Source organism: Nonomuraea sp. NPDC026600, from assembly GCF_040638335.1.
GTDB lineage: Bacteria > Actinomycetota > Actinomycetes > Streptosporangiales > Streptosporangiaceae > Nonomuraea.
The window spans coordinates 37,843-52,528 of the sequence record NZ_JBEZYD010000001.1 but is presented as its reverse complement, the minus strand read 5'-3'; the positions used below and the strand labels follow the sequence as shown (position 1 = coordinate 52,528).

At 71.4% G+C, this 14,686-nt stretch carries 11 protein-coding genes and 1 pseudogene; 3 read left to right on the top strand and 9 right to left on the bottom strand.

Translation table 11 applies throughout. The features are described from left to right. Nucleotides 1-3 precede the first annotated feature (3 nt). Together AB0F17_RS00240 and AB0F17_RS00235 are read left to right on the top strand one after the other, a co-directional pair. Nucleotides 4-1,353 (top strand): serine hydrolase domain-containing protein, encoded by a 1,350-nt coding sequence (locus tag AB0F17_RS00240; RefSeq protein ID WP_358013794.1) that lies wholly within the window; start codon nt 4-6, stop codon nt 1,351-1,353. A gap of 180 nt (nt 1,354-1,533) precedes the next feature. Then, complete coding sequence (locus AB0F17_RS00235) at nt 1,534-4,842, top strand: BTAD domain-containing putative transcriptional regulator (RefSeq protein WP_358013792.1); 3,309 nt, start codon at nt 1,534-1,536, stop codon at nt 4,840-4,842. Nucleotides 4,843-4,930: 88 nt separating this feature from the next. Here AB0F17_RS00235 and AB0F17_RS00230 read toward each other — a convergent pair whose 3' ends face one another. The 4 genes and pseudogenes from AB0F17_RS00230 to AB0F17_RS00215 form a co-directional block, all read right to left on the bottom strand. Next, complete coding sequence (locus tag AB0F17_RS00230) at nt 4,931-5,257, bottom strand: ABC transporter permease (protein ID WP_358015628.1); 327 nt, start codon at nt 5,255-5,257, stop codon at nt 4,931-4,933. A gap of 49 nt (nt 5,258-5,306) precedes the next feature. Then, nucleotides 5,307-5,669: pseudogene (locus AB0F17_RS00225) on the bottom strand (ABC transporter permease); the annotation flags it as partial. 774 nt (nt 5,670-6,443) lie between these two features. After that, entirely contained in the window at nt 6,444-6,938 is a 495-nt protein-coding gene (locus AB0F17_RS00220; protein ID WP_358013790.1) for a hypothetical protein, read from the bottom strand. Between the two features lie 950 nt (nt 6,939-7,888). After that, nucleotides 7,889-8,743, bottom strand: coding sequence for a LysR family transcriptional regulator (locus AB0F17_RS00215; protein WP_358013788.1), 855 nt, complete (start codon nt 8,741-8,743; stop codon nt 7,889-7,891). 70 nt (nt 8,744-8,813) lie between these two features. On the opposite strand from AB0F17_RS00215, the gene AB0F17_RS00210 reads away from it, so the two are divergent. Then, nucleotides 8,814-9,533 carry a hypothetical protein gene (locus tag AB0F17_RS00210; protein WP_358013786.1) on the top strand — a complete coding sequence of 240 codons (720 nt, stop codon included), beginning with the start codon at nt 8,814-8,816 and terminating at the stop codon, nt 9,531-9,533. On the opposite strand, the gene AB0F17_RS00205 is transcribed toward AB0F17_RS00210, so the two are convergent. From AB0F17_RS00205 to AB0F17_RS00185, 5 genes are all read right to left on the bottom strand, one after another. Further along, on the bottom strand, nt 9,481-10,686 hold the full coding sequence (locus tag AB0F17_RS00205) for a hypothetical protein (RefSeq protein ID WP_358013784.1): 1,206 nt from the start codon (nt 10,684-10,686) through the stop codon (nt 9,481-9,483). The two genes, AB0F17_RS00210 and AB0F17_RS00205, sit on opposite strands and share 53 nt — an antisense overlap. A 37-nt stretch (nt 10,687-10,723) precedes the next feature. Then, nucleotides 10,724-11,830: a histidine kinase gene (locus AB0F17_RS00200; protein WP_358013782.1), complete on the bottom strand. Its 1,107-nt coding sequence runs from the start codon at nt 11,828-11,830 to the stop codon at nt 10,724-10,726. Nucleotides 11,831-11,866: 36 nt separating this feature from the next. Beyond that, entirely contained in the window at nt 11,867-12,562 is a 696-nt protein-coding gene (locus tag AB0F17_RS00195) for a carboxymuconolactone decarboxylase family protein (RefSeq protein WP_358013780.1), read from the bottom strand. Nucleotides 12,563-12,691: 129 nt separating this feature from the next. Next, nucleotides 12,692-13,300, bottom strand: coding sequence for a hypothetical protein (locus tag AB0F17_RS00190; RefSeq protein ID WP_358015625.1), 609 nt, complete (start codon nt 13,298-13,300; stop codon nt 12,692-12,694). Next, nucleotides 13,288-14,679 carry a selenium-binding protein SBP56-related protein gene (locus AB0F17_RS00185; RefSeq protein ID WP_358013779.1) on the bottom strand — a complete coding sequence of 464 codons (1,392 nt, stop codon included), beginning with the start codon at nt 14,677-14,679 and terminating at the stop codon, nt 13,288-13,290. The genes AB0F17_RS00190 and AB0F17_RS00185 overlap by 13 nt, the downstream gene beginning before the upstream one ends. Between the last annotated feature and the right edge of the window lie 7 nt (nt 14,680-14,686).

The window sequence follows — 14,686 nt, the reverse complement described above, 5'->3', positions numbered from 1 at the left end:
TCCATGGATCAGGTGGGTGAGACGACGGGGCGGGCGCTGCTGCGCAGGCTGGCCGTCGAACAGGCCGAGTGCAGGGTGCCGTCGCTGACGGCCGCGATCGTACGGGAGGGGAGGCTGGCCTGGTTCGGCGCTCGCGGATTCCACGGCTGCGCTGGTGAGGGTGACAGTGGTGTGCCCACTGTGGACACCCAGTACCGGCTCGGCTCGATCACCAAGAGCCTGGTCGCCACCGTCGTCATGCGGCTGCGCGACGAAGGCCGCCTCGACCTGCTCGACCCCCTGGCCAAACACCTGCCGGACACCCCGTTCGGCGAGGTGAACGTCGCCCAGCTGCTCTCCCACACCGGCGGGCTGACCGCCGAGCCGCCCACCGGCTGGTGGGAACGCACCGCCGGCCTGCCGTCCGACGAACTGCTCGCCCTGCTCGGGCCGGAGCACGCCAAACACCGGCCCGGCCGCCGCTTCCACTACTCCAACCTCGGCTACGCCCTGCTCGGCGAGCTGGTCGCCCGGCTGCGTGGCGTGCCTTGGCTGCGGGCCGTACAGCAGGAGGTTCTCGATCCGCTCGGCATGGCGGCCACCACCGAGCGGCCGCGCGCCCCGCACGCCATCGGGTACGCCGTTCACCCGTGGGCCGACGTGGTGCTGCCCGAGCCCGAACACGACGCCGTCGCGATGGCGCCCGCCGGGCAGCTGTGGTCCACGGCCGCCGACCTGGCCCGCTGGGCGGCGTTCGTGGCCGGTGACACCGGCGGCGTCCTGTCCCCCGCCACCGTCGCCGAGATGCGCGAGCCCGCCACCGTCGACGACGGCGACGCCTGGACCTCCGGGTACGGCCTCGGCCTGCAACTGACCCGGCACGCCGGACGCCGCCTGGCCGGTCACACCGGGTCCATGCCCGGCTTCCTGGCCACCGTCTGGGCCGACCCGGCCGATCAGGTGGGGGTGCTGTTCATGGCCAACACCACCAGCGGCCTCACCTACACCCTGACCACCGACCTGCTGGACATCCTCGACGAACACGAACCCCGCCTGCCGCGGCAGTGGCGCCCCTCCCCCGCCGACCCCGCCCTGCTGGCGCTGACCGGGCTGTGGCACTGGGGGCCCAAGCCGTACTCGCTGCGGCTGCTGCCCGACGGCGGCCTGGCACTGACGCCGGTGGGCGGCGCGGGCCGGGCGTCCCGGTTCGTGCCGCAGGACGACGGGACCTGGCTGGGGCTCGACGGCTACTACGCCGGTGAGACGCTGCGGGTGGCGGCCGATCACCTCGACCTCAACACGTTCATCTTCACCCGCGACCCGTACGACCCGCAGGCGCCCGTCCCGGGCGGCGTGACGGACTGGCACGCCTGACCGCATTCCGCGCTCGCGCTCAGTCGGCCTCGCCTGGGCGCGCGAGCTTATCCGTTTGAGCCCGTGCGTTTGGGCTCGTCCGGTTGGGCTCGTGCGTTCGGGGCTGGCCCTCGGAGGGGGCGGGTTCCTGCCGGGAGTCGTGTCGGTGAGGGAACGGCGTCGAGGTGGCAGCATGGTCGTGTGCGCGTGGCAATCCTGGGGCCGCTGGAGGTCGAGTCCGCCGCCATCAGCGGCGCCCGGCTGCGTTTGCTGCTGGTACGGCTGGCGCTGTCGGCCCGGCGCACCGTCACCGTCGAGGAACTGGCCGAGGCGTTGTGGCCGGACGAGCGGCCCGCCGACCCGGCCAACGCGCTGCAGTCGCTGGTCTCCCGGTTACGGCGGGTCCTGCCCGACCCGTCGGCGCTGGCCCTGGTACCCGGCGGCTACCGGCTCGACGCCGTCACGGACGTACGGGAATTCGACCGGCTGACAGCGCAGGCACGACGCGAAAGCGACCCGGCGGCCACGGCCAGACTCCTGAGCGAGGCGCTGGCCCTGTGGCGCGGCCCGGCACTGGGCGAGGTCGCGACGGCCCCTTTCGCGACCGGCTACGCGCTACGCCTCGAGGAGGCCCGGCTGACGGCCATCGAAGACCGCGCGGAGGCCGACCTGACACGCACCACCGCGAGCGGCGAGACGTCGGGAGGTACCGCGACCGCCGGAGGTGGTGCGAGCGCGAGGGGCGAGAGCGCGACAGAAGATGGCACGACGGCAGGACCTGGAGGCACAGCAGAAGGCGAGGGCGCGGCCGGAGCCAGGGGCGCGGACGGCGGCGGGTGGGTGGACGGCGAGTTGGGTGGGCTGTTGGCGGAGCTCGGTGAGCTGGCGGCGCGTCATCCTCTGCGCGAGCGGCTGCACGCCACCCGCCTCAAGGCGTTGCACGCCGCCGGACGCCGAGCCGAGGCGCTGGTCGCGTACGAGGACTTCCGGCGTGCTCTGGCCGACGAGCTGGGTGCCGACCCGGGCCCGGAGCTGCGCGAGATCCACCTGAAGCTGATACGAGCCGATCCCGTCCGCCGTCCGCGCACCAACCTGCGCACCCCGCTCACCAGCTTCGTCGGCCGCGCCGCCGAGATCGTCCAGGTACGCGCCCAGCTGGGACGGAGCCGCCTGGTGACGCTCGTCGGCCCGGGCGGCGCCGGCAAGACCAGGCTCGCCACCACGATCGCCACCGCCCTCCTGAACGAGGCCGACCACCGGGGCCGCTCCGAAAACGGCTCCCCACACGGCGGCGGGTACGACGGCATGGACGGACGCTCGGGACAGCCGGTGTACGAGGGGCCGAGTGCGGTGTGGCTGGTGGAGTTGGCGCCCGTCAGTGATCCGGCCGACGTGCCGCAGGCGGCGTTGGCCGCGCTCGGTCGTGCGCCGATGCCGGTCGGTCCCGCCGCGCCGACCGACACCCTCGACCGTGTCGTCGAGGCCCTGTCGGCGGGCCGGGTGCTGCTGGTGCTCGACAACTGCGAGCACCTCGTCGACGCCGCGGCCCGCCTGGCCGAAGAGCTGCTCGGCCGCTGCCCGCGGTTGCGGGTGCTGGCCACCAGCCGTGAGCCTCTGGGGATCGTGGGGGAGATCGTCAGCCCGGTTCCGCCGCTGCCGGTCGAGCCGGCCGTGGAGTTGTTCGCCGATCGGGTCGCGGCGGCCTGTCCGGGGCTGGTGCTGGATCAGGGGCTGGTGCGGGAGGTCTGCCGCCGGCTTGACGGGTTGCCGCTGGCCATCGAGCTGGCCGCGGCCCGGTTGCGTGCGCTGAGTGTGGACGAGCTGGTCGTACGGCTGGATGACAGGTTCCTGCTGCTGACCGGAGGCAGCCGTACGGCGCTGCCCCGGCACCAGACGCTGCGCGCGGTCGTGGCGTGGAGCTGGGATCTGCTGGAGGAGCCGGAGCGGCGGCTGGCCGAGCGGCTGGCGGTGTTCGCGGGCGGGTTCGATCTGGGCGCCGCCGAGCATCTGGGCGGGACCCTCGATCTGGTCGCGGCCCTGCTGGACAAGTCGCTGTTGCAGGCGGCCGGCGCCGGCCGTTACCGCATGCTGGAGACGATCAGGCAGTACGGCCTGGAACGCCTGGCCGAGACCGGGCGGATCGGCCCGGCCCGGGCCGGGCATGCGGCTTACTTCCTGCGGCTGGCCGAGTTGGCCGAGCCGTATCTGCGCGGGCGGGAGCAGCTCACCTGGATCGCGCGGCTGCTGGCCGAGCATGGCAACCTGCTGGCCGCGCTGCACTTCGCCGTCGATCGCGGTGACGCCGACACCGCGGTACGGCTGGCGGCGGCGATGGGCGTGTTCTGGACGATCCGCGGCAACCGGCAGGAATCGGTGGGCTGGATGAACCTGGCGCTGAACGTGCCGGGGCCGGTGCCGTGGCAGGCCCGGCTGATCGCCTCGGCGACGGTGCTCATCAACGGCGCGCTGGCCGGTGGTGACACCCTGGTGGAGGCGGATGTGCAGGAGCTGCGGCGTTTCGCCGCGGTGACGGAGCGGGAGCCGGCCCATCCGGTGCTGGCGATGCTCGGGCCGGCGCTGGCGCTGTTCACCGGCGACGTGGCGCTGGGGCTGAGGGAGGTCGAGCGGCGTCTGGACCATCCCGACCCGTGGGCTCGGGGGATGCTCCTGATGGTTCGGGCGGCCATCAAGGAGAACGACGGTGACATGGGCGGCTCGCGCCAGGACCTGATCGCCTCCGCCGCTGAGCTGCGGGCGGTGGGTGAGCGGTGGGGGCTGGCGATGACGCTGATGTCGCTGGCCGAGGCGCACGCGATGTTCGGCGATTTCGATGACGCGCTCGCCTCGATTCAGGAGGCCACGGCGTTGATGTTGCGGCTCAACCCTGACCTCGACCCCGGTCACCAGGTGTGGCAGGCCACGATCCGCATCCGCAACGGCGAGGTGGAGCAGGCGCGTGCCGAGTTGCGCGTCATGACCGAGCAGCCGCACCGCGAACAGTCGATGCGCAACGCCGCCTTGGCCCACGCCGGGCTCGGCGATCTGGCGCGGCTGGAAGGCGATCTCGAGGCGGCCGAGCGTGAGTATGAGCTGTCGGCGGCGACGATGGAGCAGTCGCCTTCGATCGTGCCGCAGTTCCGGGCGCTGGTGCTGATCGGCAGGGCGCATCTGGCGCTGGCGGTGGGCGATCAGGCGGCTGCTGAGCGGCGCATCGTCCAGGCCGCTGAGCTGAGCGTGTCGGCCAAGGACATGCCGGTGCTGGCCCGGGTGGGTGTGGCGGTGGCGGAGTCGCGGGCGCTTGGCGGCGAAGCGATGCTCGCGGCCCGGACGCTGGGCGCGGCCGAGCAGTTGCGCGGTGCGCCGGATGCGTTCAATCCCGATGTGGCCCGTCTGTCGGCGTGGCTGCGTGCCGGGCTCGGCGACGCCTACGACGCCGCCTACGCGGCGGGCCGGGGCCTGGACCGACTCGCCGCCCTGAAGCTGGTGGGCATCCCGGCCGCGCCCTCATAGCGGGGCCCGACCGCGCGACCGAGCCGCGCACTTAGGTCGATGTCTCAGGCGCGACGCCGGTAGGCGGCGACGGCCAGGGGTGCGAAGATCACCAGGAACACCAGCGCCGACACGACCGTCCACACCTCCGAGGCGGTGGTCGGGCCGCCGCGTGGTTGACCGGGTTCACCTCCAGCCAGGCCTGCAGCCAGCCGGGCAGAGTGTCCTTGGGGGTGATCATGCTGGTGCCGAACATCAGCGGGAACAGCACCACGAACGAGGTGCCCTGCACCCCGCCCGGCTCTCGCATCAGCACCCCCGGCAGCACGAAGGCCCAGCTCAGGCAGAACGAGAAGAAGATCGTCAGCAGGCAGGCGGCCAGCGTGGGCACCAGCCCGGTCTGGACCTTGAAGCCCAGCGCGGCCCCCGCCCCCATCAACACCACGATCGCCACCACATAGCGGATCAGACCCGCCCAGTATCGATCCGATCAGCGGCGCCGAGTGGGCGATCGGCAGGCTGCGGAACCGGTCGAAGACGCCTTTCTTGATGTCGGTGTTGAGGTTGACGCCGGTGGCCATGCCGCCGAACATCACCGTCTGCACCATGATCGCGGGCAGCAGGAACTGCAGGTACTCCTCAGTCGAGACGGACACGGCGCCGGCCAGGAGGAGCACATAGATGATCAGGAAGAGGATCGGCTGCAGGGTGACGTCGATGAGCTGTTTGGGGGTGCGCAGGGTCTTGACGACGCTGCGCCCGGCCAGAGCGAGGCTGTGGCGGATGAGGCCGAAGGGGCGCTGGTTCAGGCGTGCGTGGGCGGCGATGTGTTCGGTGGTGAGGGTCATGCCGCGCTCTCCTGGTCCGCGTCTCCCCGCAGAGGCGCGGCGGGCGCCGCCCGGCCAGCGGATCTGGGCATTCAGCCTCATGGCGCGTTCGTCCCGCGCAGGACTTAAATGATCATGACCGCCCCACGGCGGCCTGTCGTGATTGCGAAAGGTCGTGGTGGCGTCGGCCGAACTGGGGTCCATCCCACATACGCCCAGAACCCACATTCAGTGGATCTTGGGCAGTGACGTACCTTTCCGAGTTCGCCCCCCGTCGAGAGAGCCGCATCTTCACCGGGTCTCGGGGCGGCATCATTCACGACAGCACCTATCTCCCGGTTTGACACAAAGCGCGGGAGCGCGCACTCACGCCTGCCGACCGAGCGTCGGTAACTGCCGGGCGGCCCTACGATTTCCGGCATGCGTGCGTTTCGGCTTGGCTCAACGCCGACATGAACCCGTCTCGGTTCGCCGAGTGGGCCGGCCACAGTGTGGAGGTACTCCTCCGGGTCTACGCCAAATGCATCTCCGGCTGGCAAGCGGAAGCCATGCGCCGCATCGAGACGGCGCTCCCCCCCCCCCCAACTCCCAAACCGGCGCCGCCGGATCCTCCCGACCAAGCTTGATGATCTTCAGCGCGTGTTCAGCACAGCCACCTGCAGCCGCCAGCCTTCGGCTCGTGAACTGCTAATGGCCTTGCAAGTTGAGGCTCCGAGCGTCTCGATGTCCAGGCATGGCCGCGCTATGGGATCGGGGGCGGCCATGCCTGTATCGGGTGCTGGCAACGTGCGTGGTCTATCGCCGCGGCGGTAGGGCCAGCTTGCACAATTCCACGAGGTATTCCTGAAGCCCGCCTCCCAGAAGGTTCATGCAGGCCTGGGACAGACCCGCCTCGAGGACCAGTTCCCGCACCGTGAGGTCCTTACGGCTGGTGAAAAGGCCCTCGGTGACCTGGTAACTCCTTTTGGTCTTGACGACTGTGTGGACGTGCTGATTCGTCTCCGCCGTCCGCTCCAGTTCGACAGCCAGCAGGTCGGCGGCGCTGATCTGCAGGTTCAGCCGCAAATTGCTGTTGTTGGGACTGTTTGCTTCGAACTCCCGGCGACGGCGTATGACCGTGCTTCGCACCACTGTGTAGTTCACCAATTCGAACATCTCTTGAGTGAGCTCGCGCACAACATCAGGACGTAGCAAGTCGTCGAGGGGTGGTTTGAAGTCGCGTAGGTACCCGGAGATCTCCAGTATCTTCGGCAGCACCTCGCGCGGCAGAGTGTATTGCGGGGGGTTCATCGAGCTTCTCCTGATCTACGTGGGACAGATCGCCCTAGCCTGATCGTTAATCTGCATCGGTCCAAGATGGCTTTGAAGACACAGTTGCCGACCAGGTAGCTCGCGCAGGGTGTCTAGTGCGGTGTCCACGAACGTTCGCTGGGTCGGTTGATCAAGCGGCTCGGGTGGCGGGTCGTCCCCGGCGGCGTTGTCTCTCGCTGCGATGGGCGGAGCCGGGTCCCGAAGCTCAAGCTCGATGTACCGGATAAGGGACCATTATCCGGTGCATCACTGCTGTCACCAAGATCCACTGAATGTGGGTCCTGGGCGTATGTGGGCTGGACGCCAACTCGCTCACGCTCGCCCTACGGGTGGCCTGCGGCCACTCCGCCGGCCCCACCACTCACCGTGGGCGGCAACGCGGGCGCTCAACCCTGGATGGCGCCTGAGGAGCATCAACCGCGTTGCCGTCCATCAGGGTGCGGCGAGTTCCTTGGCGATGAGGGCCCGACAGTCCTCACCCGGCAGGCCGCTCTCATCGCCTCACCACACCCCGCCTCATAAACCTCTCTCGGCGGCATCATCCGACCGCACAAGACCGACACAGCCAGCGCACGATCGGAGCAGACGGCGGGAGGAAGAAACACCCCGACGTCCCCCCGCCCGATGATCTTCCAGTCATCTCGCCTGCCCCATCAGCAGAGCGCTCCACATGGCATCCGCCACACGGAAGGACCAGCGATCACTCTCATGAATGACACTCTTCCCGGCCCGGAAAGCCGTCCGGCGAATGAACCGCAACCCGCCGAGCGCGATCAATTCGTAAACGACCTCATCGCACTCGCAGGTCCACCGCAGGACCCGGCCGTCCGGCTCACCCCCGCGCGGAGCGTTCCATGCCAGCTCCTCGTAGTGCGACTGTACGGCGGACACGTGGACGGCGGTGCTGGCAGGTCGCGCACAGATCGCTGTCATGGTGACAGGCGCGCTGCCAGGTCGGCGGCGGGGCCGGGTGGCAGGCTGCCGTGCAGCAGTTCGACGCGGTGCACCAGCCGGGGCGAGACCAGCGGTACGCCGGGGGCGGCGGAGGCGGGCAGCAGTGTCAGGCCGTGGCCGGCGGCGACCAGGTTGAGCACGGTGTGCACGTCGTCGCCGGTGTAGTCGAGCGCGGGCCGGAAGCCGTCGCCCAGCAGGTCGCGCAGCCGCTCCAGCGGGCACAGTGTCGTCTGCAGCCAGTGCGCGTCGAGCAGGTCGGCCAGCCGCAGCCCCGCCCGGCCGGCCAGGGGGTGGTCGCCGGGCAGTGCCACGACCAGGCCTTCCTCGGCCACGCCGACCGTGGTCAGGGGGCCGACCTCGGGCAGGCGCAGCGGGTCGTTCGGCGCGGTGATCCCGTCGGCCAGGCCCGCCTCGGCCGTGCCGTCGGCCACCTGCCTGGCCACCTCGTCCCTGCCGCAGGTGCGTACCGTCACCCGTAGCCGGGGCTGGGCCGCCCGCGCCGCCGCCAGCCGTCGGGCCAGGACCGGGTTGAGTGCCAGGGGTGTGGCGGCCAGGGTCAGGCGGTGGGCGGGGAGTGCGGCGGTGCGCAGCACGTCGGCCCGCGCGGCGCGGATGCGCAGCAGCAGCGGCCCGGCGTGCTCCAGCAGGCGCAGGCCCGCCTCGGTGGGGGTGACCGGGCGGCGGTGCAGCAGCGGCAGGCCCAGGTCGGCCTCCAGCGCGGCGACCTGCTGGGAGATGGCCGACTGGGTGTAGCCGAGTTGTTCGGCCGCCGCCGAGAACGAGCCCGCCTCGGCGACGGTGACGAAGGTACGCAGCAGATGAGGGTCCATCAGTGTTTCTTATAGCACGTGCAGACATCATCGTTGGCGCTTAAGAAGGGGTTCGCCGCACCATGGAGGCATGAGAATCGCCCTGGTCGGAGACCGCTCGCCCAGCGTGCGCGCGCACGCCCGTATCCCGTTGATCATCCAGGCGCTGCGCGAGCGGGACGGCATCGCGCTCGACCCGTACTGGATCCCTTCCACCGACGCCCACGACGAGGCCCTCGAACGCTTCGACGGCATCTGGATCGTGCCCGGCAGCCCGTACCTCAGTGAGGAGGGCGTGATCAGCGCCGCGCGGACCGCGCGGGAGCACGCCATCCCCGTCCTGGGCACCTGCGGCGGCTTTCAGCATCTGCTGCTGGAGTACGCGCGCGGCGTGTGCGGGCTGGACGTGGCGCACGCCGAGAACGACCCGGGGGCGCGCGATTTCCTGCTGCTGCCGCTGGAGTGCTCGCTGGCCGGCCACGAGGGGCTGGTACGGCTGGCGCCCGGCACGCTGATCGAGCAGATCATCGGCTCGCCCACCACGATGGAGGCATACAGCTGCTCCTACGGCCTCAACGAGGCCTACAAGCAGCGGCTCGTCGAGCACGGTCTGGTCTTCTCCGGGCACGCCGACGACGGCATGGTGCGGGTGGCCGAGCTGCCCGGGCACCCGTTCTACCTGGCCACGTTGTTCCAGCCGGAGCTGTCCGGCGACGGTAGCCGTCCGCACCCGGTCATCTCCGCCTTCGCCGCCGCGGTCAGCCGTAGGACGGCTCGGCGTGCCGCAGCTCACGCAGGCCGGGCAGGGTGATGGCGCCCAGCCGCGCGCCGGTGCGCGGCTCCAGGCGCAGCACCTGCTCGCCCGCGCCGGCCAGCAGCTCGCCGTTCAGCCAGGCCAGCCCCCGCGCCTGGCCCGGCAGGTCCCAGGCGCCGGCGGGGGCCAGCGTCTGGCCGTCGGCCGCCAGCAGCCGCTTGCCCGCCGCCAGGTAGGCGCGGCCGTCGGCGGCCACCGCGTACGCCTCGCCGCCGGGCCGTTCGCCCAGCAGGCCGCCGCGCTTGATCCGCAGGTCGTCGGTGGAGGCGACCACCACCCGGCCGGTGGAGGCGTCGACGACGTACAGCCGCCTGGCCTGGGAGTCCAGCGCCATCGCGTGCGAGCGCGGCGGGCCGAGACCGAACGGCTCGGGCAGGTCCAGGCAGTAGGCCCAGCGCTGGTCCAGGCTGAGCACGTGCACGAAGGCGTGCACGCCGGGGCTCAGGTCGTGGCCGGCGATCAGGTCGCGGGTGTGCAGGTGCTCGTCCTGGTGGGTGTAGAGCGTGTAGAGGGTGGCCAGGTCCGGGTCGTGGACGGCCTGGCGGCCCTTGCCGTGCATCTCCTCCTCCTTCGACAGCGGCACGGGCTGCTTGGCGCGGGTCAGCAGCGGCGTCATCCGGCCGGCGGCCAGGTCGTACATGCGCACGCGGTAGCGGTCGGGGTGTTCGGGCGGCAGGTGGTCCAGGACGTACATGACCTGGCCGTCGCCGGAGAACGCCTCCGGTTCGATGTTGCCGTCGAGCTGGAGCGTGCGGGTGCCGCCGGCTCCGGTCAGGGTGATCGTGGTGCGGCTGCGCGGGCCGGGTCCGGGGCCGAGGGCGACGACCCGGCCGGAGACGGCCTTGATCCGTTCGCCGGGGGCGTCGGTCTGCTCCAGGAGGTGGCCGGTGGTGGCGTCGTAGGTGCGCAGGTGGCCGTGGTCGAGCTGGTACAGGCGCAGCCAGCGGGCGCCGGGCACGGCCCCGGGGTAGGTGGCCGTCACAGTGCCGGTGGACAGCTCGACCAGGGACAGCCCGGCGGCGGTCTCGGCGAGCAGCCGGCCGCGCGGGGCGGGGAGCGCCGCCTTGGGGGGCGGCTGGGTGGTGGCGCAGGCCGATACGGCGGCTGCGGCGCCGAGCGCCAGGGCTTGGCGTCTGGTGATGGTGGTCACGTCTTCGATACACCGGCGGGCGGCCGGAGGTTCTCGCCTACCGGCCGGGCGGGAGGGTGGCGGTGAGGTGGAAGCCGCCGTGCGGGTGGGGGCCGGCCTCGATGTTGCCGCCTGCCTGGCCGAGCCGTTCGGCCAGGCCACGCAGGCCGCTGCCGGCAGTGGTGTCGGCGGGCTGGGGGCTGTTGGTGCCGTTGTCGCGGATCGTCAGGGTCAGGCCCGTCAGGTCGATCTCCGCCTCGGTGGCGCCGCTGTGCCTGATGATGTTGGTGACGCCCTCGCGTACCACCCAGCCCAGCAGTGCCTCGCCCTGGGCGGCCGGCGGTGGCCCGGTGCGGTGGAGGCGTACCCGCACCCCGGCCGCTTCCAGGGCGTCGCGGGCGCGGGCGAGCTCGTCGGCCAGGCTGCCCGCCCGGTAGCCGGTGACCGCCTCGCGCACCTCGGTCAGCGCCTGCCGGCCGACGGCCTCGATGTCGGCGGCCTGGCGTTCGGCCTGGCCGGGGTCGCGGCGGGTCAGCCGGCGTACCGCCTCGGCCTTGACCACGATGACCGACAGGGTGTGCCCGAGCAGGTCGTGCAGGTCGCGGGAGAAGCGCAGCCGCTCCTGCGCGACGGCCGCCTCGGCCAGGCGCTGCCGGGTCTCGTTCAGTTCGCCGATGATCGCGTGCAGGCGCAGGATGACGGCCACGACCAGGCCCGCGCTGAACGTCCCCCACGAGAAGGCCAGGATCGACTCCAGGGTGCCGCCGCCGGCCCACACCACCAGCGCCGCGCCCAAGGGCACCGCCGCCGTGGCGATGCGCACCGCTCGGCCGTGCAGGGTGAGGCCGCACGCGATGCCCAGCAGCGGGAACAGGTAGTACCAGCCGCCGCCCAGCACGATCGCCAGGGCGAAGACGACCACGGCCAGCGCCGCCAGCGCGACCCGGGCGGGCACGGTCCGGCGCCGGAAGGACATGATCACCGTCAGTGCGTACAGGACGAACATGGCGGCCAGGCCCGTCCACGACAGCCAGGCGGGCCGCAGCGAACCGTCGGCGGTCTCCCAGATCGCGCCCGCAGCCAGGAGGACGAAGGGCAGGAACGCCTTGGTGTCGGGCGCCTCGTACGGTGTGCCGCCGGGGTCCGGCAGGTGGGAGCGGAGCATCACACCCACGTTATCCGCGCCCGCCGGCCGCACAGCTCAGGCGAAGACGGTGCCGGTCTCGGTGAACAGGGCGTTGAGTGCCCGCAGGCCGCTCCACGCCTTCGTCATGCCGAACTGGGCCGAGAACCGCACGACCGCGCGGACCTCCTCGGGGGTGGCGCCGGCGCTGAAGGCACGCGTCACATGGACGCGGAAGCTCTCCTGCAGCGTCTGGTACAGGACGTCGACGGTCATCGTGGCGAACGCCCGCTCGCGGACGGTCAGCCGCCGCATGCCGGTGCGCATGCGCGACTGCAGGTCCATGTAGTCGGCGAAGCCGGCGTCGAGGTTGTGCACGGCCCGCCGGGTCGGTGCGGGGATCGGGCTTCCCGTGCCGTCCCCGTCCACCGGATGACCCTGACCCGTGGGGCCGGCAAGGCCCTGCTCGCGTTCGATGTCGGTCAGGCGGGCCAGGGCCGCCAGCGCCGCCGGGTAGCCGCTGTCGTAGGCGATGAAGCGGAGCAGCTCCCGGAGATCGTCGGCGTCGACGCCGTGTTCGCGGCCCATCCTCACGTGCGCTTCGAAAGGCAGTCCGAGGGTCTGCTGGCAGATGTCGGCGACCACGCTGAGCAGGACCTTCTCCCGCATGGTCAGCTCCGGGTTGCCGGCCCAGGCCTTCCGGTCCGTGGCGGCGCTCATCTCGGCGAAGATCGGGTCCAGCGTCTTGATCTGGGTGTCGAACGGAACGTTCACAGTCGGGCTCCCTGCCGAAAATTGGTTGGCCTGGCCAACGTTGGCCGGGCCAACCATAGCAAGAATCGTTGGGCGTGCCAACGGGTCAGGTTGCTCCGGCTCGCCGCTGCGGCGCTGCGGATCTGGCCTTCACGCCTGGACCAGGGTGATCACGCCCGCGCTCACCAGGGCGATCGCCCACATGCGGTCCAGGTTGAACCAGGCGCGCCGCAGCACCGTCAGTCCCACCACCTCGTACACGACCAGGGCGATGACGCCCGCCACCACGAACATCGCCAGCGTGTGCAGAGCGGCCACCGCCAGGCCGCCCGTCAGGGCGTGGCCCGGGTGGCCGGGAACGTGCAGGCCGGTGAAGACCGGCAGCAGCATCAGCCCGGCGCCGTGGGCCGAGGACATCAGGAACGACCAGCAGGCCAGCTGCCACAGCGACAGCCGCATCCCCACCCAGCGGAAGTGCCGGGTGGACAGCAGCCGCCACAGGCCGAACCCGACCAGCACCACCCCGCCGCCGATCGACAGCACCCTGCCGGTGACCAGCGAGCCGGTGGCGCCGACGACGAGCGCGACCAGGGCGACCGAGGCCAGATGGCCGAGCGCGATGACCGGCAGTGACTGCAGCAGCAGGTCCCTGCTGCGCTCCTGCAGGCCGCGGGCCACGGCGAACAGCCAGCCCATGGCCGGGTTCAGGCCGTGGAAGGCGCCCAGCAGGAGCACGGTGGCGATCGTCACGGGTAGCAGTAGGAATCGGAGGAGGCATCGCCGCCCTGAAGCCGCACCTGGTGGGGGCGCAGACCGCGAAACGCCTCGCCGTGGGGGAAGAAGCGGGTGTCGAAGGTGAAGGAGCCGGCGTCGATCTTGGCCATCCAGGCGCCGACGCCCTCGGGGTAGAACTGGTCGTCCCAGGCGCCGTACAGGGAGTTGGTGACGTAGACGCGGCGGCCGTCGCGGCTGACCTCCACCATCTGGGGGCCGCCCCGCAGGGGCAGCGACGGCTGGGCCGGGTGGGGCGCCTGCCGGACGATGCCGCCGATCTTGAGCGAGCCCAGCTCCACGGGCTTGGCCGGGTCCGACACGTCGTACTGCTTGAGCTCGCCGGTGCCCCAGCACGAGACGTACAGCCGCTGATCGTCGACCGACAGGTCGATGTCGGTGACCAGCGGCGGCACCGCGCCGAAGGGCTGCAGCACGGGCGGCAGCAGGCTCGCGTCGGCGGGTTCGGCGGGAATGGAGATCACCTTGCGGGCCTGCCAGCGCTCGTCCTCGCGGAACCAGAGCCAGACGGAGGCCGACAGGTCCGCGACGCTGGTGACGACCCCCGCGAACCCGTAGGTGTGGGTGGGGTCGTGCGCCGGGCGGAGTTCCAGGGTCATCTGGTGTTCGTCGCCGAGGTCGACCTCCTGGACGTGCCGGCGTTTGCGCAGGTCCCAGAAGTGCAGTTTGTGCCCGTAGGCGCGGCCGAGCAGCAGCTCCCCCACCACCCCGTCCTCGATCATCGACGGCGTGCCCCACTCGGAGCTGATCAGCACGTCATGGTTGAGGTGCCACCAGAAGTCGTAGGCGAGATACTGCGGCCCCCGCTCGACCTCCCAGCGCCCGAGCACCTCGAAGGAGGTGTGGTCGAGGATCGCGATCCCGCCCGGCCCCTCGTTGCCGTCGGCGCCGCCGAGCGCGGACAGGTAGAGCCCTTCCGGCCCGCAGTGCACGGTGTGGGGCCGGGAGTAGCCGGCCCGCTTGGCCAGGTCCTCGGCCTCGATGACCTTGACCAGTTCGGGGCTGATCCGGTCCTTGGTGTCGAAGATGTGGATCCGTGAGGACCGCAGCCCCGGCACGACGAGGTAGCGGCGTTCGACGTGCGGATGCGGGGCGTAGGGGCACAGCGCGCTGCTGCAGGCGTTCCAGCCGAAGTGGTGCAGCTCGTCGCCGGTGTTGGGCAGGTCGCTCCAGCCCACCACCTGGCCGTAGGTCGGCGAGGTGGCATCGGTGTCGAGGACGACCAGCGCGTCCGGCCTGCTCGCCGACCTGTCGAAGGCGGCGACGTAGGCCAGTTTCTCGGCGGGCGCGCCTGCCGCGTCCCTGGGCGAAGGATAGAACGTGGGATCCGGAGTCCAGAGGCTCATCCTTCCA

What these genes read in the sequence shown, in the direction of transcription:
- AB0F17_RS00240 (WP_358013794.1), top strand. Translation starts at nt 4, where the DNA reads ATGGATCAGGTGGGTGAGACGACGGGGCGGGCGCTGCTGCGCAGGCTG.
- AB0F17_RS00220 (WP_358013790.1), bottom strand. Translation starts at nt 6,938, where the DNA reads ATGAACCCCCCGCAATACACTCTGCCGCGCGAGGTGCTGCCGAAGATA.
- AB0F17_RS00230 (WP_358015628.1), bottom strand. Translation starts at nt 5,257, where the DNA reads ATGGGGGCGGGGGCCGCGCTGGGCTTCAAGGTCCAGACCGGGCTGGTG.
- AB0F17_RS00200 (WP_358013782.1), bottom strand. Translation starts at nt 11,830, where the DNA reads ATGCTCCGCTCCCACCTGCCGGACCCCGGCGGCACACCGTACGAGGCG.
- AB0F17_RS00210 (WP_358013786.1), top strand. Translation starts at nt 8,814, where the DNA reads ATGAGAATCGCCCTGGTCGGAGACCGCTCGCCCAGCGTGCGCGCGCAC.
- AB0F17_RS00185 (WP_358013779.1), bottom strand. Translation starts at nt 14,679, where the DNA reads ATGAGCCTCTGGACTCCGGATCCCACGTTCTATCCTTCGCCCAGGGAC.
- AB0F17_RS00215 (WP_358013788.1), bottom strand. Translation starts at nt 8,743, where the DNA reads ATGGACCCTCATCTGCTGCGTACCTTCGTCACCGTCGCCGAGGCGGGC.